This is a genomic window from Methanoculleus taiwanensis, assembly GCF_004102725.1.
GTDB lineage: Archaea > Halobacteriota > Methanomicrobia > Methanomicrobiales > Methanoculleaceae > Methanoculleus_A > Methanoculleus_A taiwanensis.
Genome location: NZ_LHQS01000002.1, coordinates 493,220 through 518,073 on the forward strand (window position 1 = coordinate 493,220; position 24,854 = coordinate 518,073).

31 protein-coding genes are annotated in these 24,854 nt (G+C 61.6%); 8 read left to right on the top strand and 23 right to left on the bottom strand.

The window, feature by feature from the left end:
• Positions 1 to 55: 55 nt before the first annotated feature.
• Positions 56 to 484 (bottom strand): hypothetical protein, encoded by a 429-nt coding sequence (locus tag ABH15_RS07285; RefSeq protein ID WP_128693700.1) that lies wholly within the window; start codon positions 482 to 484, stop codon positions 56 to 58.
• 265 nt (positions 485 to 749) lie between these two features.
• Between ABH15_RS07285 and ABH15_RS07290 the strand changes: the two genes are divergently transcribed.
• The 4 genes from ABH15_RS07290 to budA all read left to right on the top strand — a co-directional run bounded on the left by ABH15_RS07290 (position 750) and on the right by budA (position 3,582).
• Entirely contained in the window at positions 750 to 1,292 is a 543-nt protein-coding gene (locus ABH15_RS07290; RefSeq protein ID WP_128693701.1) for a HEAT repeat domain-containing protein, read from the top strand.
• A 132-nt stretch (positions 1,293 to 1,424) separates the two neighbouring features.
• Positions 1,425 to 1,859 (top strand): nucleoside deaminase, encoded by a 435-nt coding sequence (locus tag ABH15_RS07295; RefSeq protein ID WP_128693702.1) that lies wholly within the window; start codon positions 1,425 to 1,427, stop codon positions 1,857 to 1,859.
• On the top strand, positions 1,860 to 2,702 hold the full coding sequence (locus ABH15_RS07300; protein ID WP_128693703.1) for a hypothetical protein: 843 nt from the start codon (positions 1,860 to 1,862) through the stop codon (positions 2,700 to 2,702).
• Between the two features lie 49 nt (positions 2,703 to 2,751).
• Positions 2,752 to 3,582, top strand: a complete 831-nt coding sequence (gene budA / locus ABH15_RS07305) for an acetolactate decarboxylase (RefSeq protein ID WP_128693704.1) — start codon at positions 2,752 to 2,754, stop codon at positions 3,580 to 3,582.
• Between the two features lie 2 nt (positions 3,583 to 3,584).
• Here the strand turns inward: budA and ABH15_RS07310 are convergent, their stop codons facing one another.
• The 4 genes from ABH15_RS07310 to ABH15_RS07325 form a co-directional block, all read right to left on the bottom strand.
• Positions 3,585 to 4,034, bottom strand: coding sequence for a universal stress protein (locus ABH15_RS07310; protein WP_128693705.1), 450 nt, complete (start codon positions 4,032 to 4,034; stop codon positions 3,585 to 3,587).
• 3 nt (positions 4,035 to 4,037) lie between these two features.
• A complete protein-coding gene (locus tag ABH15_RS07315; RefSeq protein ID WP_128693706.1) occupies positions 4,038 to 5,360 on the bottom strand; it encodes an ArsB/NhaD family transporter in 1,323 nt (440 codons plus the stop codon).
• An 8-nt stretch (positions 5,361 to 5,368) separates the two neighbouring features.
• Positions 5,369 to 5,911 carry a universal stress protein gene (locus ABH15_RS07320; RefSeq protein WP_128693707.1) on the bottom strand — a complete coding sequence of 181 codons (543 nt, stop codon included), beginning with the start codon at positions 5,909 to 5,911 and terminating at the stop codon, positions 5,369 to 5,371.
• 119 nt (positions 5,912 to 6,030) lie between these two features.
• Positions 6,031 to 6,567, bottom strand: a complete 537-nt coding sequence (locus ABH15_RS07325) for an archaemetzincin family Zn-dependent metalloprotease (RefSeq protein WP_128693708.1) — start codon at positions 6,565 to 6,567, stop codon at positions 6,031 to 6,033.
• Between the two features lie 17 nt (positions 6,568 to 6,584).
• Here ABH15_RS07325 and ABH15_RS07330 point away from each other — a divergent pair, with 17 nt between their 5' ends.
• Positions 6,585 to 7,004, top strand: coding sequence for a UPF0146 family protein (locus tag ABH15_RS07330; protein ID WP_128693709.1), 420 nt, complete (start codon positions 6,585 to 6,587; stop codon positions 7,002 to 7,004).
• Here ABH15_RS07330 and ABH15_RS07335 read toward each other — a convergent pair.
• Positions 6,986 to 8,350 carry a replication factor C large subunit gene (locus ABH15_RS07335; protein WP_128693710.1) on the bottom strand — a complete coding sequence of 455 codons (1,365 nt, stop codon included), beginning with the start codon at positions 8,348 to 8,350 and terminating at the stop codon, positions 6,986 to 6,988. The genes ABH15_RS07330 and ABH15_RS07335 overlap by 19 nt on opposite strands.
• Positions 8,351 to 8,581: 231 nt before the next feature.
• On the opposite strand from ABH15_RS07335, the gene ABH15_RS07340 reads away from it, so the two are divergent.
• The 3 genes from ABH15_RS07340 to ABH15_RS07350 all read left to right on the top strand — a co-directional run bounded on the left by ABH15_RS07340 (position 8,582) and on the right by ABH15_RS07350 (position 10,736).
• Positions 8,582 to 9,592 carry a methanogenesis marker 2 protein gene (locus ABH15_RS07340; protein ID WP_128693711.1) on the top strand — a complete coding sequence of 337 codons (1,011 nt, stop codon included), beginning with the start codon at positions 8,582 to 8,584 and terminating at the stop codon, positions 9,590 to 9,592.
• Positions 9,583 to 10,332, top strand: coding sequence for a methanogenesis marker protein Mmp4/MtxX (mtxX, locus tag ABH15_RS07345; RefSeq protein WP_128693712.1), 750 nt, complete (start codon positions 9,583 to 9,585; stop codon positions 10,330 to 10,332). Before ABH15_RS07340 ends, mtxX begins: the two co-directional genes overlap by 10 nt.
• 197 nt (positions 10,333 to 10,529) lie before the next feature.
• On the top strand, positions 10,530 to 10,736 hold the full coding sequence (locus ABH15_RS07350) for a histone family protein (RefSeq protein WP_011843678.1): 207 nt from the start codon (positions 10,530 to 10,532) through the stop codon (positions 10,734 to 10,736).
• Positions 10,737 to 10,980: 244 nt separating this feature from the next.
• Here the strand turns inward: ABH15_RS07350 and hisB are convergent, their stop codons facing one another.
• The 17 genes from hisB to ABH15_RS07435 form a co-directional block, all read right to left on the bottom strand.
• Entirely contained in the window at positions 10,981 to 11,562 is a 582-nt protein-coding gene (gene hisB, locus ABH15_RS07355; protein WP_128693713.1) for an imidazoleglycerol-phosphate dehydratase HisB, read from the bottom strand.
• A complete protein-coding gene (gene hisA / locus ABH15_RS07360) occupies positions 11,552 to 12,268 on the bottom strand; it encodes a 1-(5-phosphoribosyl)-5-[(5-phosphoribosylamino)methylideneamino]imidazole-4-carboxamide isomerase (RefSeq protein ID WP_128693714.1) in 717 nt (238 codons plus the stop codon). Before hisA ends, hisB begins: the two co-directional genes overlap by 11 nt.
• 5 nt (positions 12,269 to 12,273) lie before the next feature.
• Positions 12,274 to 13,173: an ATP phosphoribosyltransferase gene (gene hisG, locus ABH15_RS07365; protein WP_128693715.1), complete on the bottom strand. Its 900-nt coding sequence runs from the start codon at positions 13,171 to 13,173 to the stop codon at positions 12,274 to 12,276.
• 26 nt (positions 13,174 to 13,199) lie between these two features.
• A complete protein-coding gene (locus ABH15_RS07370) occupies positions 13,200 to 14,399 on the bottom strand; it encodes a methionine adenosyltransferase (RefSeq protein ID WP_128693716.1) in 1,200 nt (399 codons plus the stop codon).
• 60 nt (positions 14,400 to 14,459) lie between these two features.
• A complete protein-coding gene (locus tag ABH15_RS07375) occupies positions 14,460 to 15,257 on the bottom strand; it encodes a DNA integrity scanning protein DisA nucleotide-binding domain protein (protein WP_128693717.1) in 798 nt (265 codons plus the stop codon).
• The gene (gene sucD, locus ABH15_RS07380) at positions 15,254 to 16,120 is read right to left on the bottom strand and encodes a succinate--CoA ligase subunit alpha (RefSeq protein WP_128693718.1); all 867 of its coding nucleotides are present in this window, start codon (positions 16,118 to 16,120) and stop codon (positions 15,254 to 15,256) included. Before sucD ends, ABH15_RS07375 begins: the two co-directional genes overlap by 4 nt.
• Positions 16,117 to 17,202: a succinate--CoA ligase subunit beta gene (locus tag ABH15_RS07385; RefSeq protein ID WP_128693719.1), complete on the bottom strand. Its 1,086-nt coding sequence runs from the start codon at positions 17,200 to 17,202 to the stop codon at positions 16,117 to 16,119. Before ABH15_RS07385 ends, sucD begins: the two co-directional genes overlap by 4 nt.
• Positions 17,199 to 17,738, bottom strand: a complete 540-nt coding sequence (locus tag ABH15_RS07390; RefSeq protein ID WP_128693720.1) for a 2-oxoacid:ferredoxin oxidoreductase subunit gamma — start codon at positions 17,736 to 17,738, stop codon at positions 17,199 to 17,201. The genes ABH15_RS07385 and ABH15_RS07390 overlap by 4 nt, the downstream gene beginning before the upstream one ends.
• Positions 17,735 to 18,523: a thiamine pyrophosphate-dependent enzyme gene (locus tag ABH15_RS07395; protein WP_128693721.1), complete on the bottom strand. Its 789-nt coding sequence runs from the start codon at positions 18,521 to 18,523 to the stop codon at positions 17,735 to 17,737. Before ABH15_RS07395 ends, ABH15_RS07390 begins: the two co-directional genes overlap by 4 nt.
• Entirely contained in the window at positions 18,520 to 19,620 is a 1,101-nt protein-coding gene (locus tag ABH15_RS07400; RefSeq protein ID WP_128693722.1) for a 2-oxoacid:acceptor oxidoreductase subunit alpha, read from the bottom strand. Before ABH15_RS07400 ends, ABH15_RS07395 begins: the two co-directional genes overlap by 4 nt.
• The gene (locus ABH15_RS07405) at positions 19,617 to 19,889 is read right to left on the bottom strand and encodes a 4Fe-4S dicluster domain-containing protein (protein ID WP_128693723.1); all 273 of its coding nucleotides are present in this window, start codon (positions 19,887 to 19,889) and stop codon (positions 19,617 to 19,619) included. Before ABH15_RS07405 ends, ABH15_RS07400 begins: the two co-directional genes overlap by 4 nt.
• Positions 19,886 to 20,443, bottom strand: a complete 558-nt coding sequence (locus tag ABH15_RS07410; protein WP_128693724.1) for a FumA C-terminus/TtdB family hydratase beta subunit — start codon at positions 20,441 to 20,443, stop codon at positions 19,886 to 19,888. Before ABH15_RS07410 ends, ABH15_RS07405 begins: the two co-directional genes overlap by 4 nt.
• Positions 20,440 to 21,282 (bottom strand): fumarate hydratase, encoded by an 843-nt coding sequence (locus ABH15_RS07415; RefSeq protein WP_128693725.1) that lies wholly within the window; start codon positions 21,280 to 21,282, stop codon positions 20,440 to 20,442. The genes ABH15_RS07410 and ABH15_RS07415 overlap by 4 nt, the downstream gene beginning before the upstream one ends.
• A gap of 162 nt (positions 21,283 to 21,444) precedes the next feature.
• Positions 21,445 to 21,960, bottom strand: a complete 516-nt coding sequence (locus ABH15_RS07420) for a 50S ribosomal protein L16 (RefSeq protein ID WP_128693726.1) — start codon at positions 21,958 to 21,960, stop codon at positions 21,445 to 21,447.
• A 61-nt stretch (positions 21,961 to 22,021) separates the two neighbouring features.
• Complete coding sequence (locus tag ABH15_RS07425; RefSeq protein WP_128693727.1) at positions 22,022 to 22,780, bottom strand: ABC transporter ATP-binding protein; 759 nt, start codon at positions 22,778 to 22,780, stop codon at positions 22,022 to 22,024.
• 2 nt (positions 22,781 to 22,782) lie between these two features.
• Positions 22,783 to 23,571: an ABC transporter permease gene (locus tag ABH15_RS07430; protein ID WP_128693728.1), complete on the bottom strand. Its 789-nt coding sequence runs from the start codon at positions 23,569 to 23,571 to the stop codon at positions 22,783 to 22,785.
• A 121-nt stretch (positions 23,572 to 23,692) separates the two neighbouring features.
• The gene (locus tag ABH15_RS07435) at positions 23,693 to 24,691 is read right to left on the bottom strand and encodes an ABC transporter substrate-binding protein (RefSeq protein ID WP_128693729.1); all 999 of its coding nucleotides are present in this window, start codon (positions 24,689 to 24,691) and stop codon (positions 23,693 to 23,695) included.
• Positions 24,692 to 24,854: the final 163 nt, after the last annotated feature.

The window sequence follows — 24,854 nt, forward strand, 5'->3', positions numbered from 1 at the left end:
TATTCCGGACGGCTCACAGGAGCGCCGGCGACTCTGTCCGATCACCGTTCGGGTATCAGGGAGTGACGGGGACGTCCTCCAGCTCGAGTTCGTCGAGGAACGGCATGAGGCCTTTGACGTAGGGTGTGGTGCCGGCCTGTCCCTCCTGGAAGAGCTCCCCATAGGCGAGGATCTCGATAACGAGCGGGATGTCGCTTAGACGGTGGGCAAACTGGGGGTCGGACTCGTTTGCGAATTGCAGGAACCTATCCAGTCTGATGAACGGCCGCTCGAAGTCCGGGACATCAGAGTACTCTTCAATATCTTTCTCAAGGGTCGATTCGCGTGCCAGATCCTCCTCGAAGTAGAGGTAGATATCGATCTGCTGCTCCTCACGGATCGTATCAAGATCCCTGATATCGATCTCTGCTCCGGAGGTGACCCCCATCCTCTCGAGTTCCGGGGGGAACGATGCGCTCTCCTGCGTACCGGTTGGCTCAGCCATACTAGATCACAATGGCAGACGTACTACAAAAATGATCTGTCTTGTCTCCCGGTTCTGCTCTTCGCAGAAGACCCGTGCAGCACGGCGGCTGCGGAGGGGCAAAAGCCCTCCGGTACCGTCCTTCTCTTCCATCCCCGGCATGGTCTTTTGTTATCCACCTCTCCTGCAGCTGCCCGGGGCATCTCCCTATGGAAGGCTGTGGAGAGCGGGGGGTGCAAACGCTTATAGTTCTGCCGCCCCAGAAGTGGGGTGAGAGGGTCAGTAGATGGACGAGCCCGGTCGCCCGGAACCAGACAGGGATGTCGATGAGAGGAACCCGGAATCGGTGATCAGAATGTATCTCTCTATGCTCGAGTCCCGAAACCTCACCGACCGTTGGAGGGCTGCAGAAGCGCTCGGGGAGATTGGTGATGCCCGTGCCGTTCAGCCGCTCATTCGGGCGCTCCGAGACGATTACGCCGAAGTCCGCTGGAAAGCGGCCCTGTCGCTCGGGGTTGTCGACGGCCGGGTCGCCGTGGAGCCGTTGATCCGCACCCTGGGCGACGAGGATCCGTGGGTCCGGACGGGAGCGGCGCAGGCGCTTGGGGAGATCGGCGATCCGCGTGCGGTCGAACCGCTCATCGCCCTGCTCCGGGACGATAAACCGAGGGTGCGGATAGCCGCTGCGAGGGCGCTCGGCAGGATCGGGAACACACGCGCCCGTGATCCGCTCCTCCGACTCGAGAACGATCCCGACGCCGGGGTACGCGTAGCCGTCGTCCGGGCGCTCGGCGAGATCCCGACCGAACGGGAGATCCCCCTGGCCTGAGTAATCTCAGGCGGGTGGCTTTTGAGCCTCAGGGCTTTTAGGGGGCTCTCTTTTTTTGAAAAAGCCATGTAAAAAATGGTATGCGCTATCGCGCTCTTTATATCGGATAAGATAGCAATCACAGAAGTACCTATGGATCTCTTCATGAAATGCGCCATTGAAGAGGCGGAATGCGGCCGCAACGAGGGAGGTGTCCCTATCGGCTCGGTTCTCGTCAGAGAGGGCAGAATAATCGGTAAAGGGCGCAACAGGCGGGTGCAGCAGAATGATCCGGTTCTCCACGCCGAGATTGACTGTATCAGGAATGCAGGCAGAATCAGGAGCTACCGGGGCACGGCGCTCTACTCGACCCTGATGCCGTGCTACCTCTGCGCCGGTGCGGCCGTCCAGTTCGGTATCGGGAAAGTTGTTGCCGGTGAATCGGAGAACTTCGGTGGAGCACGTGCGTTTCTGGAGCAGCACGGCGTCGAGGTTATCGACCTCGACCTTGCGGTCTGCAAAGAGATGATGCGGACGTTCATCACCGAGCATCCGGAGATCTGGTACGAGGATATCGGGGAAGAGTAGTTGCCTGATCCGGGTGTGGGCACGATCCGGCTTGAGCCGACTGCCGCCCTTGTGATGCGGTGGGCCATGCCGCTCTATCGGGCCGGGATTGCCAGACGTTTCGTCGAATCGCTCGATCTTGCGGCTGGAAGAGACCTTTATGACCGTTGCAGCGCGGTCTGCGACTGGTACGGCGAGGTGATCCTGAACCGGAAACACTGCATCGGCTCGCTGATCCGCCGGCAGCTCGCGGCGATGGGGGAGGATGCCCGGATCGCCATCCTCGCGGCAGGCAGATCCCCGCTCGGACTCGAACTTGCAGCCGACGGCAGTCTCCCTGCTGTTTCGATAGTCGAGGTCGACATTGCCGGGATGGAGGAGAAGGCAGCCCTCTACAGGGCGATAGATCCGGTCTCCTCCCGGCGGATCCGGTGCCTGACCGGCGATATCACCGCACCCGGCCCGCGCGAACTGCTCGGGCACGAGCCCGCCCCGTCGATCGTCCTCCTTGAGGGTATCAGTTACTACCTCCCGGATCAGAACCTTGCGGAGATCCTCTCGGCATTCCGGTCGGCCGATCTGAGCAACCGATTTATCCTTGAGTATCTGCTGCCGTGCGATGCCGTCAGGCCGGAGCGGCGGAGCATTCCCCGGGAGATATTCCGGATCATCAGAGAGAGCGCCGGACTTGCCGCCATCCGGGTCTATGCCCCGGACGAGGTCGACCGGATTGTTGAAGCCTCCGGCGGGGCGGTCGACGTCCACTACCGCATGAACTGCATGGAACTGTTGCGGACGGGAGAAAACCGCTACTTTCCCGGAGAGGCTGACGGGTGGATCGCCTGCTGCACGGGACGAATCTGATCTGCTTATCACTGCGAAGCGACCACAGGTGATATACACCTATCAGGAGATGCTGCTCTTGACCTCTTCCACGCTCTTTCGCTCCGGCATTCTCGCGATCGCTCTGATCTTTACGGTCTTTACGATGGGTTACCTGCTCGGGAGCCTCCCGGCCGGCTCCGCGCCGGTGGACGGGCGCGACGTACTCTATCAGGTCTCGACGATCGACGCTCTGCTGCAGGGCGTGTACGACGGGACGGCGTCGATCGAGACCCTCGCCCGGCACGGCGACTTCGGCCTCGGCTGCTTCGATGCGCTCGACGGGGAGATGCTCGCCCTCGACGGCGTCTACTACCAGCTGCCCGTCGACGGCCGCGTCCGTGTACCTCCACCGGATGCGACGGTTCCGTTCGCCGCCGTGACCTTCTTCGATCCGGACATGATCGTTCCCCTGCGGAGTGGCATGAACCTGACCGGACTTGAGGCGGCGGTCGATGCGGCCATCCCTTCAAAGAACTACTTCTCTGCGGTTCGGGTAGACGGCACCTTCGCCTCCGTGACGGTGAGGAGCGTTCCACGGCAGGAGAAGCCCTACCCGCCGCTTACCGAAGTGGTGGCAGAGGAGCCGGTTATCTTCATCCTCGAGAACGTCAGCGGCACTGCCGTCGGCTTCCGTTCGCCTGCGTTTACCGCCGGGGTGAACGTTCCGGGCTACCACCTTCACTTCATCACCGACGATCGCACGGCAGGCGGCCACATCCTCGATCTTCGTATCGAAGAAGGGACGGCCGCGGTCGATAGCACCGCGGCGTTCTTTCTCGAGCTTCCCTCCGGAGAGGATTTCGCCGGGGCGGACCTCACCCTCGATCAGCAGGAAGCCCTCAAAAAAGTAGAGCGGTAAGGTTAGCGGACGATGAGAACCGGGGGTTTCATCTCTCCGGCAACCTCTTCGAAGAGGGTACTGATCCGGTGCTTCCCGCTCCGGCCGTACGCACCCATGACGACCAGCGAGTACTCGCCGGAGTTTGCCTCCTGGATCACCTCGTCGCGGGTAATGCCCTCGACGATCTTCGACGAGCACCTGATCCGTTCCCTGTTGTAGTGATACAGGATCGCTGCGAGTTCGTCCTGGATATTCTTCTTCATGTCCCGCCAGATCTGGACTTCGTAGTCCTTCACCCGGTCGCAGATGCCGCTCTGCGCACAGAAGTTAAAGGCCATCGCTTTGGCCTCCCTGATATCGAGTACCGAGAAGAAGACCACTTCCGCTCCTTTTCGCTTCGCAATCGTGATTGCGTGCAACGCTGCTTTCTGGCTCCATTTGGAGCCGTCGAGGAGAACGAGATACTTCATATGTTACACCACGTACATCATCCAGAGTATTCCAAGACCCACCGCCACCGTGACCACGAGTACGAGCATCCCGAGTTTCAGGAAGTCGATAAAGGTGATGGCGACTCCTTCGCGCTCGGCGATACCGAGCACGACCACATTTGCGGAGGCTGCGATCGCCGAGCCGTTGCCGCCGAGACAGGCGCCGAGGGAGAGCGCCCACCAGAGCGGGTAGACATCCATCGTTCCGCTCATATCGTGAATGAGCGGTATCATCGCTGCCGTCAGGGGGATATTGTCCACCACGGCCGATGCAAACGCAGCGAACCAGGTGATAATGATCATCGCTTCGCCGGTCGAGTGGACGTTGCTGATCATGAACGCCGCTATCTCGGCGATCACGCCCGTCTCCACGAGTGCCCCGACGATGATAAAGAGCCCGCCGAAGAAGAAGAGCGCCGGCCACTCGACCTTCTCGAAGATCATCTCCGGAGCCTCACGGCTCCAGAAGAGGATGAGCGCAGCTCCGATGAGGGCGACCTCGGCAGGCTCGAGCGTCATCGCGGGATCGACGAACGGCAGGAACGTGTGCAGGATACTGCCGATGTCGTTGTGGACGAAGAAGAGGAAGACCACGAAGAGGATGACGATCACCGATTTGTTAAAGAGTGCCTTATCCCGGATTGCCGCCCGCTCGTCGAGGCTGCCCAGTGTCCGCACAAGGGTATCCCGCTCCTCCGGCGTGACTTTCATACCCCTGCCGTAGAGGAGGTACATCATCCCGATGAGTATGACCATGTCGACGAGGGCGATAGGGCCCATATTGAAGAGGAACTCGTTGAAGGAGAGTCCCGCCGAGGATGCGATCATGATATTCGGCGGGTCGCCGATGAGCGTCGCCGCCCCGCCGATGTTCGAGGCGAATATCTCGGCGACCAGGAACGGGATCGGGTTGAGTTTCATCAGGTTCGCGACGTAGAGGAGCATCGGGGTGAGGAGCAGCACGGTCGTGACGTTATCGAGGAACGCGCTCACTACTGCCGTTACCGCCATGAAGAGGACGAGGATCAGGATCGGACTTCCCCGTGCGAGTTTCGTCGTCCGGATCGCGATATACTCGAATAACCCGCTGTTCCGTGCGGTGTTCACGATGATCATCATCCCCAGAAGGAGGAAGATGGTGCCGAGATCGAGGTGTTCGAGAAGCGAGTCCCACGGGACGATCCCGAGGAAGACGACAACGGCCGCTCCGGCCATGGCCGCGACCGCCCGGTGGATCCGCTCGTCCACGATCAGGACGTAGGTGAGCAGAAATACGACTATTGCCAGCAGCGCGACGCCGTCCATGACTCCACCTAGTAGATGATCGCGGGATTCTTGACCCGCTGGCAGATCCTGAGGGCGAGCGGGCTTAAGGATGCGGTCGGCGATTCCCCGTCCCCGTAATGCTTCGAGATCGCGAGCATATCAAAGTCGGTCGCCATCCGTATCACGTCGTCGCCTTTCTGGCCGATGAAGAGCCGGGTCTGCGTCGCGATCCCATGCTTCTCGAGCTGGCGGGATACCTTTGCAAGGGTCTCTTCGCCGTGCGCCTCTTTCTTCTTCCGAAAGTCCTCGACCGTCTCATGATCGAGCGTCTGCTCCAGGATCGAGTAGACCCGGACGTCCGTTATATATGCAAGCGAAACCCTGGCGTCGTAGGCGGAGAGAACTTCGATGAGATCGTCCGGGAGTTCTCCGGTGAAGACGTCGAGGGGCAGCAGGATGGCATGCACCTCGGGGACGACCATATCCTCCTCGGTCAGCAGGAACTCGCCGTACTCCTTCAGGACGGTCTCGTAGCGCTTCCCGACGATATCCTTGAACTTTCGTTGAATTAAGGATGAGTAATATCCCATTGTAATGCTCTCCTAGAGTATCTGAATGGTGGGAGTTAATATTTTGGTCTCCTCCGTACCTGAAAATTTTTCCGCCTTTCCGGATTTCAACCCTTCGGAAGGGTTTCTCGGCAGAGCTGTCACTCCGGCCGGACCCCGAGCGCCTGGCGGCAGGCGGTGCAGAACTGCTTCTTCTTCCGGTCAAGCTCGTCGAGGGTCGCCGGCCGGAACATAATGCACTCCCGGTCGGTGCAGTGGTCGAGCCCGAGGAGATGCCCGATCTCGTGAGCTCCTTCTTTTGCCGTCCGGTCGATGAGGTCGTCGTCGTTTGCTGCGCGGTTATAGTAGGTATTATCGAGGCGTGCGGTGGAGACGACGGCGGCACCCGCTGCTTTCCGTGCGAGGCCGAAGACGAAGTCGCAGTTCTGCACGAAGAGATCGCGGCTCGTAACGAGGAGCAGAGGGTCCGCTATGCCGTATCGCCGGATAAACGTATTCTGGAGGCGATCCAGGATCTTCGCAGCATCGTACTGATCGCGGTTCCGGTCATATCCGTCCGCCAGGAGCGGGTACTCGATGATCTCGACCTCCCGGCAGAGAAGCATCGAGATGAGGCGGGAGACGGGAACCTCGAGACCCGGAGGTGCCTGCTGATCCCAAAGAATTTTGATGCCCATTGCCTAATCTCTGGGTAATGAGTGGGCATAAACGTATTGAGCAGAGTATCGGAGAGTTTATCGCTGCCCGGTACCGCGATGCCGTCGAGATAGGGATCGGCAACAACCCGGGTGCCGCACGGGTGGTCGCTGCCGGAGGAGCCCTCCGGCGCTGCACCGACATCCGCCATGGGATCTCGCACGAAGGACTCTCCGTTACCGTCGACGACATCTTCGAACCTGATCTCGCGCTCTATGCGGGGGCGGATCTGCTCTACGCCATCAGACCCGGCATCGAGATGATACCGTCCATGATAGCGCTCGCCCGGCGTGTCGATGCCGATCTCCTGGTGTACCACCTCGGCTTTGAGATATACGAAAACGGGGGGGAGATCGTCGACCCCGGAACCGTCCTCCGGCGCTACCACCGCCGGAGCGATCAGAAAAGTGTCGACTGACCTGCCGCCCGCTCCGAACGCTTTTCGGCGTCAGGGTTCTCCGGCGGGTCGGGATCAGCCTTCTTCTCTGTCTTCTTCCGTTTTGATGCCTTTTCAGCCTCTTTTTCGGCTGCTTTTGCCTCTTTTGCGACCTCGCGTATGATCCGTGCGGCAGCGGTCTTGTCCTGGAGGAAGAGGTTCAGTTCGTCGGCGTCGAGCTGGAGTTCCCGGACGTAGCGGGCAGGATCCTGCTCGACGAGCAGGGTGATCGGCGTGAAGAACTCGTCGGCAAGCGTGCTCTCCGGGATATGCGCTTCGGCTGCGAGTTTTCGGATCAGGCCTGCCCGGATAGCCTTCTGCCGCCGCGACCTGCTCATCTTGCCCCAGCGTTCAGGCGGGGAGATCTTTCCGTGGATCCCGTGCCCTCCGGCCGCATCGGCCACCCCGATCAGCATCATGGCGGTCGCGTACCGCCAGAGCGTATAGTACTGGCGTCGGTACGTCAGTCCGACATACTCGTCGGCACGTGCGATAGCGTCGTAGCCGCGTGCCCGGGACGCGAAGTCGGGCATATGCTGGAGGTTGCCTTCGATCCACTGCAGGGCGGCGTCGGGGGTATCCTCCACCTCGTAGGATACCTTCATGAGCGCCTCGTCGCTTCTGCCCTTGAAGACGGCGGCGACGAGATCGAAGATGGTGGAGCGCTCGTCCTTCTGCGCGGTGTGAATGTCGGCAACGGAGACTTCGCTCTGGCCGATCCCGGCAGCAAAGAGCATGTTCACTGCCGCCCGCATATCCCCGCCGGCACGTCCGGCGATCTCGGCGAGCGCCTCCTCTCCGCAGGAGAGCCCCTCCCCGCTGCAGATCTGCCGGAGCCGGGGGACGATTGAGCGTGCCTGAAGCGACCGGAACTGCACCGGTTCGGTGACCGCCTTGAGCTCTTTTGCAAGACCGTAGTAGTCGTTTGCGATCAGGATGATCGGCTGACGGGAGCGGGCGATGATATCGACGATCGCCCGTGCGCCGCCGCGGTCGGCGTGGGCGTGGAGATTGTCCGCCTCGTCGAGGATGATGACCTTCCGCTCAGCGCCCGTAAGGCTCATCGTCGTGCTGCTGCTGCCCGCGATCTTCTCGATGATCGGCTTTGTACGCTGATCGGAGGCGTTCAGTTCGACGACCTCCCAGTTCATATCGTTCGCAAGAGCATATGCGCTCGAGGTCTTCCCGATCCCGGGTCTGCCGTACAGGACGAGGGGTTTGCTCTGCGGTGTCCAGGCTTTTGCCCATTCGTACATCTGCCGGACTGCGGAGGTGTTTCCCACGATATCCTGCAGGTGTCGGGGCCTGTACTTCTCCGCCCAATCCATGTACACATATCCACCGCCCAGACGAAAAAACAATTGCCACCGCCTGAATATGCTCGATCCGGGGAGCGGCGGAGGTGCCGGATCCGCGGAGTTCCTGCGGCGGAGCCATGGTGGTAATCCCTCGTTTCGGAACGGATTTGCCTATCTGTCGGCGCCGTTCATATGATAATCAAATACATTATCTCTGATGAGGCAGAATACCATAAAGAAGATTGGAGTGTTGGTGTTCTCGTGGTAAGGGATTGCTCCACTGATACGGTAGCCAAAGCCGTCAGGGAATATGAAGGCGTAACAAGAAAGCACGATATCGGGGGAATGATCAAGGCACTCCGGATTGAAGCTCCCGACGTTATCGCTTCCTTCGGCGAAGATGCAGCCGTTATCAGGCACAACACCGATGATGCGCTGCTGCTTGCAGCTGATGGAATCTGGAGCCGGCTCATGGAAGCCGACCCGTTCTGGGCCGGGTATTGTGCGGTGCTGGTGAACGTTCACGATATCGCGGCAATGGGTGCGAAACCCGTTGCCATGGTGGATATCCTCTCCGTTACGAGCGAACGGATCCGCACCGAGGTGACGCGGGGCATGGTGACCGCATCCGCTCAGTTCGGCGTGCCGATCGTCGGCGGGCACCTGCACCCCGACACCCCGTACAGCGTCGTCGACGTGGCCATCCTCGGCACCGCCCGGATGGATCAGCTCATCTTCTCCCACACGGCGGAGGAGGGGGATGCGGTCATCGCTGCCATCGATCTCGACGGACGGATTCACCCGTCCTGCTGCCTGAACTGGGACTCGGTGACGATGAAGTCATCCGCGGAGGTTCGGGCGCAGATCGAGCTGATGCAGCACCTCGGTGCCGAACGGCTGGTGACCGCCGGCAAGGACATCAGCAATCCCGGCATCATCGGCACGCTCGGCATGCTGCTCGAGGTGAGCGGCAAGGGTGCGGTCGTCGATCTCGAGGCGATCCCAAGGCCCGATCTTGCGGCTCTCGGGATCCCCTTCGAGCAGTGGGTGCGGATGTATCCGGGCATGGGGTTCATCCTCACCGTCCGGGACGAGCATGTCGCCGAGGTCTGCCGGCGTTTTTCCTCCGTTGGTATGGCGGCCGCATCGATCGGCCGGGTCGACGCCAGCCGGAACCTCACCGTCACCTACCACGGCGAGAAGACGGAGGTCTTCGATCTCGACCGCGACGGTATCATGCGCATCTTCGCCGATGAGGATGTATGCCGGTAACGGTCGGTATCGGGGCTCTGACAGATCCGGCGAAGGTTCGTGAGAGTATACGGGGAGCCCCTGCCGGGGTTCGGATGGTCTGCTTCGGCCCGCCGGGTCTGCAGGCAGTGCTCGGGGATGTCTGCACGGTGATAGAGAGCGCCGATCCGGGCAGTGCTCTCGTGTCGGCGCTGGCAGCAGGAGAGATCGATGCGGCAGTCCGCGGCACGCTTCCTGCATCGTCAACCCTCGGAGCCCTGAAGAAAGCCTGCGGGGTGGACAGCCTCGTTCGGATAGCACTCCTCGAGACCGCCGACGGCCGTCTCTTCTTTCTCGCACCGGTCGGGGTCGACGAGGGGTGGACGGTCGCCCAGAAGATCGACCTCGTCGAGCGTGGGCGAAATCTTGCCCGGAGGTTCGGCCTTCCGGACTCTGTGGCGGTGCTCTCCGGCGGCAGGTACGGCGATATCGGCCGTCACCCCGCCGTCGACCGGAGCCTTGCCGACGCCGAGCTCGTCGCCCGCCTCGCCGGTGCCGAGCATACCGAGATCCTGATCGAGGATGCCGTTCGCCGCTTCGGCGTTATAGTAGCACCCGACGGCATCTCCGGGAACCTGATCTTCCGTACCCTGACGTTTCTCGGAGCAGGCATCGGCCATGGAGCACCGGTGGTAAATACCGATAAAATATTCGTCGATACCTCGCGCGCCTCACCAAATTATACGAAAGCAATTCTACTCGCAGAATCGCTGGCAAAATAAAAATCGGGCTTAATTTGGCCAAGCATTTGGAAACTGCTCATAATTCTTGGGATTTGGAATCGCAATAATTCTGTGACCCGGGTTTGAATGCGGTCGTCAAATGTCTCGCCGATGCCGAAGAGGAGCGCAAAAAATCGAAATAATCCCGAAATATTTAAATATTAACTGATATACTTCTTTTAGAGGTGGAATTGATTATGGCAGATCTACCCATTGCTGCGGTTGTACGTATCGCAAAGAAGAATGGCGCTGAGAGAGTCGGCAGCGATGCCGCTGCTGCACTCGTTACGAAGGCAGAGGCATACATCGCCGAGCTGACCAAGGAAGCCAACAGGCTCGCTCAGCACGCGGGACGCAAGACGATCAAGGCAGAAGATGTCGACCTCGCAGTTAAGTCTGCGTAAGTCCGGCATCATCTCTCTTATTACCCTGATTTTTGTATTGTTCGCACGGCCTCGAGCGGGTATCCTGCCCGATGGCTTTTCGGCCCGGCTCTGTTCATTGCAGATCTCGCAGTCTTCCGGCTCTTCTGTTCCGCTCCCCGGTGACGCTGGCGGTGCAACAACCGTAAAAAGAGGTGATATGGTGCTGCGCTGTCTGCTGCCTCATCGGAGCTGCAACATGGGGAGACGCCGATTCACGACACGCTCAAAGCGTCCCTTTCGTACTTGGAATCTCGGTGCTTGCCGGGTCGATGGCCACAGCGGCTCGTAGAGCCCTTCCGAACGCCTTGAAGACAGCTTCGCACATGTGATGGTCGTTTCGCCCGTAAAACGACACGTGAGCGGTGATACCGGCGTTGGTGCAGAGGCTGTAGAAGAAGTGCTCGACGAGGTCTCCCGGAATGTTCCCCGGGCCTGCGGGAGAGAATGTGCCTGTAAAGACGAGGTAGCCCCGTCCCCCGATATCGATCGCCACCCGGGCGAGCGCCTCGTCCATCGGAACGGCGGCATCCGCGAATCTCGTGATCCCCCGCCCGTCGCCGACGGCTTCTGCGAGCGCACTCCCAAGAACGATGCCGATATCCTCCATGGTGTGGTGAGCATCGACGGCGAGGTCGCCGACGGCTTTGATCTCGAGGTCAAGCCTGCCGTGTTTCCCGAGGGCTCCGAGCATATGATCGAGGAATGCGATCCCGGTATCGACGGTGCAGGCTCCGCTGCCGTCGAGATCGATCGAGACGGCGATATCCGTCTCGCGTGTTCTGCGGTGGATCTCACTACGGCGCATGTGCTGCCTCCAGTGCATCCGGGAGCGTGATCTTACCTGCATAGAGAGCGGATCCGAGGACGGCACCGGAGACTCCGGCGTCCCGGAGCGCCCGGACGTCGGCAGCGGACGAGACGCCTCCCGAGGCCACAACGGGGAGGTCTGTTGCCTCAATAAGTCTCTTCACCGGTTCGAGAGCGATCCCCTGCTGCAGCCCCTCGACATCGACGTTGGTGAAGAGGAGCGACCCGGCACCGAGCGTCTCGAAGGTCTTTGCCCAGGTGAGGTAGTCGCCGGCGGCTTCTTCCCAGCCTTCGATGACCACCTGCCCTCCCCGGGCGTCGACCCCGGCCATCACACGGTCGCTGCCGAACTCGTCGGCGATAGTGCGGACAGCTCCCGGACTCCTGACGGCAAGCGTTCCGAGGATCACCCGTGCAACGCCGATCGCGAGCCACCCGGCGGCATCCTCGACGCTCCGGATACCCCCGCCGAGCTCGACGGTGACCTCCGTCTCCCGGATGAGCTCCCGGATCAGGTCGGCGTTTCTGGTCGCCGTTCCGAATGCCCCGTCGAGGTTGATGACGTGAAGAGCATCGGCGCCCTCATCGAGCCACTTCTGCGCCCAGGCGGCAGGATCGCCGTAGACCGTCGCCTGCTCCCGCTTCCCCTGCACGAGCTGGACGCACCGCCCGTCCAGGATATCGACTGCCGGATAGATCTCCATAGGTATCAGCGTATCATCCGGTCTATCGGCATAACTAATATGTCTTTTGCGCCCGCCCGTTTTAACTGGTTGATGAGCTGATAGACCCGCTCTTCACGGACGACGGCGTGAACGGCGACGACATTGTCGCTCGATGCGACGTCCATCACGGTCGGGCCGCCGAGGCCCGGGAGGACGTTCTTGACATCCTCGACGGCGCTCCGGTGAACGTTCATCATCAGGTAGCACTGCCCCTTCGCCCGGATCACGCTCTCGAGGGCGAGAACCAGCTCGTCGATCTTCTCGCGCTTCTCCTGCATTGAGTTCTTGTTCGCGATGAGAATCGTGCTGCTCGCGAGGATCTCGTCGATGACGCGAAGATGGTTTGTCTTAAGCGTCGTGCCCGAGCTCGAGAGGTCGACGATGGCGTCGGCGATACCGAGGTGCGGCGTCGCCTCGCATGCCCCGCCGACGGTGACGATGGAGACTTTGATGCCGTGCTGCTCAAAAAAGCTCTTCGTAATCCCGGGAAACTCCGTCGCGACTCTGGCACCGGCGAGATCGCCGACGCTTCCCACCGCCGACTCCTCCGGCACCGCGACGACGAGCGTCGCCCGCCCCATTTGGAGGTCGAGCAGTTCGGCGACGTCGGCATTCCGCTCCATCACCATATCCTTCCCGGTGATCCCGATGTCGGCGACGCCGTTTGCGACATACTCGGGGATATCGATCGGGCGGGCGAAGAGGATCTCCACGTGGGGATCGTGTGTTCTGGTGATGAGCCTTCGTTCGCCCCCATCCAGCATATGCAGGCCGCTCTTCTCGATCAGCTCGTTGATTGGCTGGGCAATCCTGCCTTTATTCGGCATGGCGAGGCGGATGGTATACTCATCCCGCCCTTCTTTCGTGTATGTCGTCGGGGTCATAGGCTATTCCGAAAGAATAGTAGCCGTTAGAAGGTCTTGAGTTCTCCCCTGATGACCTTCTCGGTGATGGTGGTGACGTTCGCGAGCCACCCGTCGATGATAGCCTCGACCTCGGGGGCGACGGCCTGCATGCTCGTTCCCGGTTTTGTGATCACCTGGGCGCTTGCAACATGCGGTTGATCGATGGGGTGGCCGATCTGCGAGAGCAGGCGGACGTACATCTCTTCGATACCGTCGACCTTGGTCACGCAGTCCTGCGCTATCTGGGTCGCGAGGAGGTTATAGATCTTGCCGATGTGGTTGATGGGGTTCTTCCCGCTCGTCGCCTCCATGCTCATCGGGCGGTTCGGGGTGATCAGGCCGTTGCACCGGTTGCCCCGGCCGACCGATCCGTCGTCGCCCATCTCGGCGGAGGAACCGGAGACGGTGAGGAAGATGCTCTCGTTTGCGATGTCGTCTGCGGTGTTCACGTCGACGCGGACGGTCCGTTTCGTGAATCCCTGCGCGACGGACTCGACCTGCTCCTTGATGAGCTGTTTCATATCGAGGTAGTCGTTCAGGCTTGCACAGTAGCGGTCGACGAACGCGATGGCGAGGGTGATGGTGATCGCATCACCGTCGCGGAGGCACATGATCTTGCAGTCCTGGCCGATGACCGGATACCGGGGACGGAGCTGCTCGTCGATGAAGGCGGCGACGCCCCGAACGACGCTCTCCGCCTCGGAGAAGGGTGCATGCCCGACGCCGAACGAGGTGTCGTTCGCCCGCGGGATGGTGACGCAGGTCCGGAAGACGTCCCGGAGGTCGGTCGAGCCCATGCCCATGCGGGAGTCGACGGTGATATCGCGCTCCATATCGAGGGTCGGCAGGATCGTCCGGATGTAGTTTCGGGCGGCATTGATGGCGATGGTGTCTGCGGGGATGTTCGCACCGTCGAAGGTCTTCGTCGCCCTCCCGTTCAGCAGAACGTAGATCGGTTTTGTGATTACACCGCCGCCGAACCTCGGGAGCGATTCTCCCGCGACGATCTCACCCTGGTCGGTGTTGTGGTGCAGGACGGTGCCACATTCCTCGAAGTAGGCTGCGCTGAGAGCGCGGCTGATCGACTCGGCGATACCGTCGGCAAGGCTGTCCGGGTGGCCGAGACATTTGCGCTCCACAAGCTCAATCCGCTGCTGTTCGATCGGGGTCTGCTCGAGTCCCTCTACACTGATATTCCTCTTCATCGAATCCACCGTAGTTCTAAACTATACTATACCAGATGACTACAATTCATATAACCGTTTCTAACTTTTAATCCGGAGATCCGAGCGGATAGCTATCTTGCAGATGCCGTTCCGAAATACCCGCACCATACCGCCGCTCTCCGAGATCGTTATGCCGACGACGGGTATCTCGCTGGTGACGAATGCAGTCGCCCGGTGCCTCCCGCCGAGCCCTCCCGGGAGCGTCACCGTCCTCCCCGTGACGTCGAGGTACCGGCCCGCCGCCCGGATATCTCCGGTCGTATCGATGACGAAGACCCCGTCGAGCTGGGCGAACTCCTTGACGCTCTCCCAGTTATCCCGGTCTTTGACGTCCCGGAGAGAGGGGGGCTGACCCTGGTACGGATTCAGGATGGCCTGGTGCGAGTGCTTGAAGATCTCCTCGGGGTCCCCGATGATGAACGCCGTGCCGATGGCACGCCCTTCACGCCCCTCGATGGCGATCTCCATGGCGAGGGTCAGGACGGCATGCAGGACGTCTCTTGGGACGATATCGGAGAAGTCCCTGAGGTTGATGAAGTTCTTCCCCTCCTCGATGTCGTAGAGGATGATGGCGTAGGGGAAGACCCCCACGACGAGTCCGCTCTCGAACCGTCGCGAGAGGTAGATCTGGACGGTGGCGTCGAGCATGTGCCGCTCGCTCACCTCGAGGATATCGTGCATGGTGAGGTCTTTGAGGACGTCGAGCTGGAGCTCCTGCACCCAGATGACGGGAACCTCCGATGCGAACTCCCTCGGTTCGGTGAACGAGACGATCGCCTTGGCGTTCACCGATGCCGCCACCTGCCGGGCAGCCTCGAGCATCGTCTCATCGTTCATAGGAGGTCACGGATCAGTCCCGGGATCTCCGATGGGCGGGATGCTACCGGGACGCCGAGCGCGCAGAGCCGCTGCACCTTCGACCGGGCGTCGCCCTCGCCTCCTTCGATGATGGCGCCGGCATGCCCCATCCGCTTCTCGGGGGGAGCGCTCACCCCGGCGATGTAGGTGACGACGGGAAGTTCGGCCGACCGGACGCCCTCTTCCTCGAGGTTGCCGCCGACCTCGCCGATGACGACGACGGCCTCTGTCTCCGGGTCGTCGGCGAAGCGTTCGAGTACGTCCACGAACGTCTGCCCGATGACCGGATCGCCGCCGATCCCGACGATCGTGCTCTGCCCGATCCCTGCACGGGTCAGCTCGTCGACGACCTCGTAGGTGAGCGTCCCGCTCCGGGAGACGACGCCGACAGAGCCGCGTGTGGCGAGGTGGGCGGGCATAATCCCGAGCTTGCACTCGCCGGGCGAGAGGAGGCCGGGGCAGTTTGGCCCGATCACCGCGCAGTCATGGAGTTTTGCGTAGGAGATGGCCTTCATCGCATCGTGCACCGGGATATGCTCGGTGATTGCGACGACGAGTTCGAGACCTGCATGGGCGGCCTCCATGATGGAGTCGCCGGCGGCACCGCCCGGGACGAAGACGACACTCGCGGTCGCGTCGTGCTCGCGGAGAGCCTCCCTGACCGTATTGTAGACCGGGACGCCGTGAACCTCGCGCCCGCCCTTGCCCGGAGCGACCCCGGCGACGACCCCGCGCCCGCCGACCGAGCGTGCGTAGGCGTTCATCAGGTCGGTATGGAACGCACCCTGTTTGCCGGTGGCGTTCTGGACGATGACGCCGAGATCTTTATCGCCGTAGATCATGACGACACCTCCACGGCCGCCTTGACGGCGGCGTCCATGCTCTCGAGCATGCGGTAGCCGTGCTCCGCGAGGAGGTGCTTTCCTTCCTCCTCGTTCGTCCCGGCCATCCGGACGATCACCGTCGGGGCGACCCCGGCGGCGATGATCCCCTTCGCCACCTCGTCGCAGCGGGTGATCCCGCCGAGGAGATTGACGACGATCACCTTGACGGACGGCATACCGGCGACGAGCTGCACTGCGTGGCGCACCCGTTCCTGGTCCGCCCCGCCGCCGACGTCGAGGAAGTTGGCGGCACTGCCCTGGTAGTACTCGATGAGGTCGAGCGTGGACATCGTGAGGCCCGCCCCGTTGCCGATGACTCCGATACTCCCCTCGAGCTCCACGTACGAGAACCCGTGCCGCTCCGCCTCCTGCTCCCGTGCGGAGAGGTCGCGGTTGACGGTGATACCCTGGCGTGCGAGGGCATTGTCGTCGATGATCAGCTTCGCGTCCGCCGCATAGACGCCCTTTTCGGTGGTGACGAGCGGATTGATCTCGGCGAGCATCGCATCCTTCTCCATAAACACGCGGTAAAGCCGGTTGATCACCGGTGCGAGTTCCTTCGGCGCACCGCCCAGGAGCTCCCGCATCAGGAAGGGCGGGACCTCGCGGAGGAGCGGCGGCAGGGTGACCTTCCGGACAGCGCTCTCGTCTTCCCGTGCGGCGTTCTCGATCTCAACCCCGCCGGCATCGGCGAAGAGGATCACCGGCCCCTTTGTGGACCGGTCGATGGCGATCGAGAGGTAGTACTCGTGGGTGATGGGGAGGCGTTCTTCAACGAGGATCTCGCGAACCGGGAGTCCCTTAATCGTCCGGGCGAAGAGGTCGCGAGCCGTATCGGCTGCTTCTGCATCGTTCACCTTCAGGATCCCGCCGGCTTTTCCGCGTCCTCCGACGTCTACCTGGGCTTTCAGCACCACGATATCTCCGAGCGCCGCAAGGTGGGGGAGCACCTCGTCCGGCGTCCTGATCAGCACACTCTTCGGAACCGGTATCCCGTACTCCGAGAATACCGCTTTTGCCTCGTACTCCAGCAGTTTCATAGTTTACACGCCTCCTCGCCGAGTTCGAATCCTCGTTTGAGAGCTTTTAGATTGAGTTCTTCCGTGCCCTTCGGCACGCTGTCGAGCACCGCTTTCTCGATAGCTTCCCTGCTCACGACGCCGGTGCCCGCCACGAGAGCGCCGATCATGATGATGTTCGCGACGATCTCGCGTTTGAATGTCGATTTTGCCTCTGCGGTCGCCGGTATCTCACAGCTCCGGCATCCCGGGCGCGAGTGGACGAGGCCGGAATCGACGAGCATGACGGCATCCTTACGGGCATGGACACCGTACTTCTCGAACCCCTGCTGCGACATGATGACGAATATGTCGGGCTCCGTCACCTCGGGGAAGAGGATCGGGTCGTCGTCGATGACGACCTGCCCCATCGACGCGCCGCCACGGGCTTCAGGGCCGTAGACCTGCGTCTGGACGGCGTATTTCTCGTCGTAGAGCGCCGCCGCCCGCCCGAGGATGACGACCGAGAGGATGATCCCCTGCCCGCCGAAACCGGAGAACCGGATCTCGCGTCTCATCGCCGCACCCCCATCGCGGGCCTGCTGCGCCGGACGAGTTCGCCGACCGTGAACATACCCTCGGGGATAGCTCGCCCCTCTGCTTCGAGCCTTCTCTTCTTCTCGACGAGGAGCGCGTGCGACCGCATATGCTCGACCATCTCCGAGACCTTCCTCTGCTTGTTCCGCCGCCCGTAGTTCGTCGGGCACTGCGTCACCACCTCGATGAACGAGAGGCCCGGCGTCTGCAGACCGGCGGTGATCGCCCGCGTGAGTTCCTTGACGTGATATGCCGTCCACCGGGCGACGTAGTTTGCGCCGGCGGCGACGGCGAGTTCGGCAAGGTCGAAGGTCGGTTCGGCGGAGCCGTAGGGGGTCGTCGTCGACTGCGCTCCCATCGGGGTGGTGGGGCTTCCCTGCCCGCCGGTCATCCCGTAGATCTGGTTGTTCATGCAGACGACCGTCATATCGACGTTCCTCCGGCAGGCGTGGATGAAGTGGTTGCCGCCGATGGCGGCAAGGTCGCCGTCGCCGGTGAAGACGACCACGTTCAGGTCGGGTTTTGCCATCTTCACGCCGGTGGCGAACGCGAGCGCCCGGCCGTGCGTGGTGTGGAGCGAATCGGTCTCGATGTAGCCCGGTGCCCGGGAGGAGCAGCCGATCCCGGAGACGAAGACGGTGTCGTCCTGCTTCCATCCCATCCCGGTGACGGCGGCGAGGGTGCAGTTGATAACCGTGCCGTTCCCGCACCCCGTGCAGTAGATGTGGGGGAGCCGATCGGTTCTGAACCAGTCTTCGACGTTCATCGCACCGCCTCCAGGGCTGCCGCGAGTTCGGCAGGGGTGTGGAGCTCGCCGCCGATCTTCGGGAGCATGACGACCTTCTGGTCGACGTGCCGCTCGACTTCCCGGGCAATCTGTCCCATATTCAGTTCCGGCATCAGGAAGACCTTCGCGTCTGCAAACTCTTTGAGGGCGAACTCGGGGAACGGCCAGACCACTTTCAGGCGGAGGTGCCCGATATTCTCGTCCGGCAGATCGTGCATGAGCTGCTGCACCGTCCGTGACGGCGGACCGTAGGTGACGAAGACGAACTCCGCGTCCGGGTTCGTCACCTCGTAGTCCGCCATCTCGCGGCGTGCCGACTCGACTTTGCGCATCAGGCGCCGCACCAGGACGTCGTGCGCCTCGGCGTCCGTCGTATCCGGGTAGCCGCGTTCGTTGTGCGTGAGGCCCGTCACGTGGACGTGCCGCCCCGTCCCGAACGGGGCGAATCCGGGGATGCCATCGGGGTCGGCCGCAAACGGCAGTCTCCCATCGCCGAGCGGGCGGCGGGAGACGGTCTCGACCGAGTCCGGGATGACGATCTTCTCGCGCATGTGGCCGATGATCTCGTCCGACATCAGAAAGACCGGCACCCGGTACCGGTCGGCGAGGTTGAAGGCCTTCGCCGTCAGGTCGAACATCTCCTGGACGCTATTCGGGGTGATTGCGATCGTGCTGTAGTCGCCGTGCGACCCGAACCGGCACTGCATCATATCGCCCTGCGCCGCCCTGGTCGGCTGGCCGGTGCTCGGGCCGCCGCGCTGGATATTGACGACGACAAGCGGCGTCTCGGTCATGACGGCGTAGCCGATATTCTCCATCATCAGCGAAAAGCCCGGACCGCTCGTGGCGGTCATCGCTCTCGCTCCCGTCCAGGCGGCTCCGATGACCGAGGCGATGCTCCCGATCTCGTCCTCCATGGAGATGAACGTCCCGCCGACTTTCGGGAGCTTCCTTGCCATATGCTCCGCGACCTCCGTCGACGGCGTGATGGGGTAGCCCCCGAAGTACCGGCATCCTGCGGCGAGCGCCCCTTCGGCGCAGGCCGTATTGCCCTGCATGAACTCAACTTTGCTCAAAACTCGACCTCCACTCGGTGCGGCTCGAACGGTTTCTCTTCTTCCCAGTGTATCGCCTGATCCGGGCAGATCATGCTGCAGACTCCGCAGAGCATCCGGCCGTAGAGATGCTGGAGCCGGCAGTTCGTACACCGCTCCGGGCGATCGAGGGTGGGGACGACGATCCCCCGGCGGTTCGGCGTTTTCCCCTCCTGGAATATGGAGTACGGACAGACCAGAACGCAGAGATTGCAGCCTTTGCAGCGGCTTTCATCGATGACGAGCTTCATGGGACATATCCTGATTCGTTATTGAATTCGCGGTTAAATTGTGTTTTCGCTTTGGTTCTCACTGCTTCAAAGAGATCTCCGCCGTGAGCGTCTATCCCGACGGTCAGGGGCAGCTCGTCGACTTCGATGACCCAGACCGCCTCCGCCATGCCGAGATCTTCAAAGTAGACGCCGGCAAGGCGCATACGGGCGGCGGCGAGCGCTGCGCATCCTCCGGTGAACGCGAGGTAGACGGCGCGGCCGCGGAGCTCCTGGGCGACCTCCCCGCTCATCCCTCCCTTCCCGATGAGGGCGCGGACACCGGCGTCGAGGACAAACCCGGTGAGCGCGTTCATCCGGGCGGAGGTGGTCGGGCCGGCGACGACAATCCGGTTATCCTGGACGACGGGGCCGCAGTGGTAGATCACGGCCCCTTTCGGATCGAAGGGGATCCCCTCCTCCAGCATTCGGAGGTGCGCCTCGTCGCGGGCGGTGTAGATCGTCCCCGAGAGCGTCACCCGGTCGCCTGCCCGGAGCGAGAGAACCTCGTCGCCGAGCGGCGTTGAGAGGTTCATCGGTCTACCTCCACCGGGACGGTCGCTCTCCGGCACGCCCAGCACTGGATATTTACGGCGACCGGCAGCGAGGCGGTGTGGCAGTCGGCACGCTTCACCTTGACCGCAAGCGCCGTGGTCGCACCGCCGAGCCCCATCGGGCCTATCCCGAGCCGGTTGATGGTTTCGCAGATCCCGGTCTCGTAATCGTCCATGACGTTGATAGGCTCGAGCAGCGCCTCTTTCGCGAGTGCCGCCGCCATATCGAACGTCCCGCCTATCCCGACACCGACGACGATCGGCGGGCAGGGTTTTCCGCCGGCGATGAGCACGCTCTCAACCACGAACCGCGGGATATCGGCCGCCTGCGAGGGAAGGAGCATCCCGATCCGGGAGGCGTTCTCGGAGCCCGCACCCTTCGGAAGGACGGTGACCTCGAAACGGTCTCCCGGGCTGATATGGATCGCGGGCATCCCCGCTCCCGTATTGTCTCCCGTGTTCGACCGCGTCAGCGGGTCGACGACGTTCGGGCGGAGCGGGACCACGCTCGTGGCACGGCGAACGCCTTCCCGCACCGCTTCGTAGAGGGCCGGTGTCAGCGGCACGTCGGGCGGGAGGGTAAGATAGATCACCGGTACCCCGGTATCCTGACAGATCGGGACATTCCTCTCGCGGGCGATGGCGATATTCTCGAGGATGGTCGAAAGTTCCCGGGCGGCGACGGCATTCTCTTCGGCTGCCGCTGCTCGCTCCAGCGTCTCGAGAACATCGGGAGGAAGCTCGATCTCCGCCTGTCTGAGAGCCCGGCATGTTGCACGGGTGAGTGCGTCCAGAAGTGAGGAGTCCGCCGGATTGTTCATTATTTATAATGGAGAGAAGACACTATAAAAATCTATATTCCCGCCCGTTTGCCCGTGAGCATGAGATTCCCGGATATGCCGTGCGGATATCTGCATTGCTCCCGCGGGGAGCTCCTGCCTGCCTTTTTGCCTGGCGCAGAGTAAAAAATGGGGGGTGAAGATTTATTGGGCGACGGGGCGCTCTTCGATGACGATGCGTGCAGGTGAGGGGAGCTTGTACGTGCCGTTTCTGATGGCGGCCTTTGCCTTCTCCACGTACTGCTGGGTCGTCCAGACCGAGAAGATCTTCTGGTTCCTCTCCACGCGTGCTGCGGTACCGACGGCCTTGCCGAACGCGAGCCGCATGCCTTCAGAGACACGGTCAGCACCGGCGCCGGTCGCCTGTTTGTTCTCGCGGAGCACGTGGTGGGGGTAGGTCCGAAGCTTCATGTGGAAGTTCATCCTGCCGACATCCTTGGTGAGCTTACGGTTAATGCTGATACGGGCTGCCTCAAGGGCAGTGTGGCGGATCTGGCAGGTTTCCATGACCTCGATGGAGAGTTCTATCGGAAACTCTTCCCGAAGATTGCCCATGTCAAACTGCACGATCTTGCTGCCCGGTACCCCGCCCATATATTCTCTTCGCGTATATGCCTTCTTTGCGAGATTCCTGTACATTTTTGCCGGTTTACGTACCATCGATAAGAACTCCTGCCTATGGTTGAGTGCTTTATAAAATGGAGATGTTTTCTAATAAATCTTACTGGAATTCTTCACTCTCGTTTATTAGCTCGAGCACGTGGCGCCGGATCTCCGCGAACTCGGTGCTCGTCCGATCCCTCGGCCGCGGCCAGGGGAGATCGATAATCTCTCTGACCGTCCCGGGGCGGCCGGAGAGGACGACAATCCGGTCGGAGAGGTAGACCGCCTCATCGACGCTGTGGGTGACGAAGATGATCGTCTTTTTCGTCTGCTGCCAGATGGAGAGAAGTTCTTTCTGCATCCTGTTCCGGGTCTGGGCATCGAGCGCACCGAACGGTTCGTCCATGAGGAGGACGTCCGGGTCGTTCGCGAGCGCCCGGGCTATCGCCACCCGCTGCCGCATCCCCCCCGAGAGCTCGAAGGGATAGTGGTCGCGGAACCGGTCGAGGCCGACGAGGGTGAGATACTCCCCGGCGATCCGGCGCCGTTCCGCCTTCGGGACGCCCTGCATCTCGAGGCCGAACGCGATGTTGTCGATCACCGTTCGCCAGGGGAAGAGCGAGTACTCCTGAAAGACCATCCCGCGCTTCGGGTCGGGGCCGGTGATCTCCTGCCCGTCCAGGGTGACACTCCCTGTCGTCGCGGTTTCGAGGCCCGCGATGATACGAAGCAGCGTCGTCTTGCCGCAGCCCGAGGGGCCGACGAAGCAGACGAGTTCGTCGTCGCGGATCTCGAGGTTGACCTCGCGGAGCGCGGTGATGGATTCGTGCTCTTTGGCAAATGCCTTGGAGAGATTGCTGATGACGAGCCGTCCCATGGTTACACCACCTCTCCGGTCCGCCACCGGAGCAGCCGGCGATCCGTGTATGCCCGGAAGAGTCGGTCGATGACGATGCCGAGGAAACCGAGGATGAGCATGTAGACGACGACGTTCGGCATATTCTGGAGCGAATAGGAGACCCAGAGTTTGTGGCCGATGCCGAACCTGCTGACCCCGAAGATCTCGGCGGCGACGAGGCACATCCACCCGACGCCCATGGCAACCCGGATCCCGGATACGATCGAAGGCAGGGCTGCCGGGAGGGCGATGTGGCGGATCAGCTCGAGGTCTGTGTCGCACCCGAGCACCTTTCCCGCCTCCACGAAGGTCTTCGGGACGCCCCGCAGACCCGTGTAGGCGCCGATCAGGATCGGGAAGAATGCGCCGACGAAGATGACGAAGCCCGCCGCCTGGGTTGTGAGGCCGAACCAGATGATGGCGAACGGTATCCAGGCGAGCGGCGGTATGGGGCGCAGGACCTCGATGATCGGATCCGCGAGGGCATCCATTGTGCGGAACCATCCCATGCCGACCCCGAGCGGGATGCCGATCAGGAGCGCCGCTCCGAGACCGACGCCGAAGTGGAGCAGGCTCGTTGCAAGGTCGTTTGGGAGCGACCCCAGCACCGACGGCGAGAGGAATGCAAAGAGGACATCGGTAAAACTCGGGAGGATGATCCGGTTGTCGACGACGAACTCCGCCACGACCTGCCAGAGTATGATGGCGCCTGCGATGGATGCGGCTGTCAGGACTCCCCGTCGGGCTCTTGAATGCAATCTGATCTTCATGACATGTTCCGGTTGATGGATGAATGGGTCCGCTTTACGCTTGTTCGACTGCAGTGGATTTACTCTATTCCGTCGATACATACGTAAAAGAATGTTTTGAAAAAGGGGGTGAGATCCGGCTTTAGGCCGTGGCTTTCTCGTAGAATGAGAGGTCGAAGATCTCGTCCCTGGTGAGCGGCTTGTTGACGTAGCCGAGGTCGTGCTGAATCTCTGTGTAGCTGACGACCGAATCGGTGATCAGGTTCGGATCCGAGACCCAGGTGCCGTCCCACTCCTCGAAGGACTGCTTCACGACGTTGATGTCCTGTCCGGTCTTGTTCGCATAGATTACGGCAGCCTCATCTTCGTTCGCGAGGTTGTACTCGGTCGCTCTGATATGGGTCTTTACGATCTGCTCGACGAGCTCGGGCTGCTCGCGGATCAGCTTGCCGCTGACGACGAGGACGCAGCAGGCGTGGTTCGGCTGTATCTCGCCGGAGGCGACGACCGAACGGCCGTTCCCGTTGCTTGCGATGATCGCGGGCGCCGGGTGCGGGAGGAAGACGCCGTCGACCTGATCGGCGGCGATCGCGGTCATCGCGTCACCGGGTCCCATGGCCACGATGGTGACGTCCTCATCCGGAGTGAGGTTGTTTGCAAGCAGCCAGTCGCGGAAGAGGGTGTCCTGGATGGTGCCGGGCGGGAAGGTCGCTATCTTCATGCCTTTGAGGTCTGCGGGGCTCGTGTATGCGACCTCGGGACGCAGGACGAGGTCCGAGCCCTGGGTCTGCACGGCCGCGACGATCTTTGCATCAAGGCCGCTGTTGGCCATGGCGACGATAGCCGGTGCGGCGCCGACGTAGGCAATATCAATCTGGTCGGCGATCATCGCCTGCATCTCGGGTGCACCGGTGGGGAACTCGGTGTCGGTTGCGGTGGTGACGCCGTAGGGAGCCAGATCTTCCTGCCACCATCCCTTCTCCATCGCCGTCATCTCGGCGATCTGGTGGGTGCTCGGCTGATAGCCGATGCGAAGGGTGGTAAGCTGCTGCTGCTCTCCGCCGGTGCCGGTGCATCCGCTGACGAGGATCAGGGCTACGAGGACTGCGGCGGCCATAAGAATGGAAACTATCTTTCTCATATGAAGTGCCTCTCTCCGATACCTTTGTATCTGATAAATGTGTGCACCGTCACTATAAAATAATGCCGAAAATCTGGAACAATGTTATACTATAGTATAATTAATTGTACTCTATGTATTCTTTACGGTCAGTATTCTCCCTCCGGGTAACGAATGCCCCGTC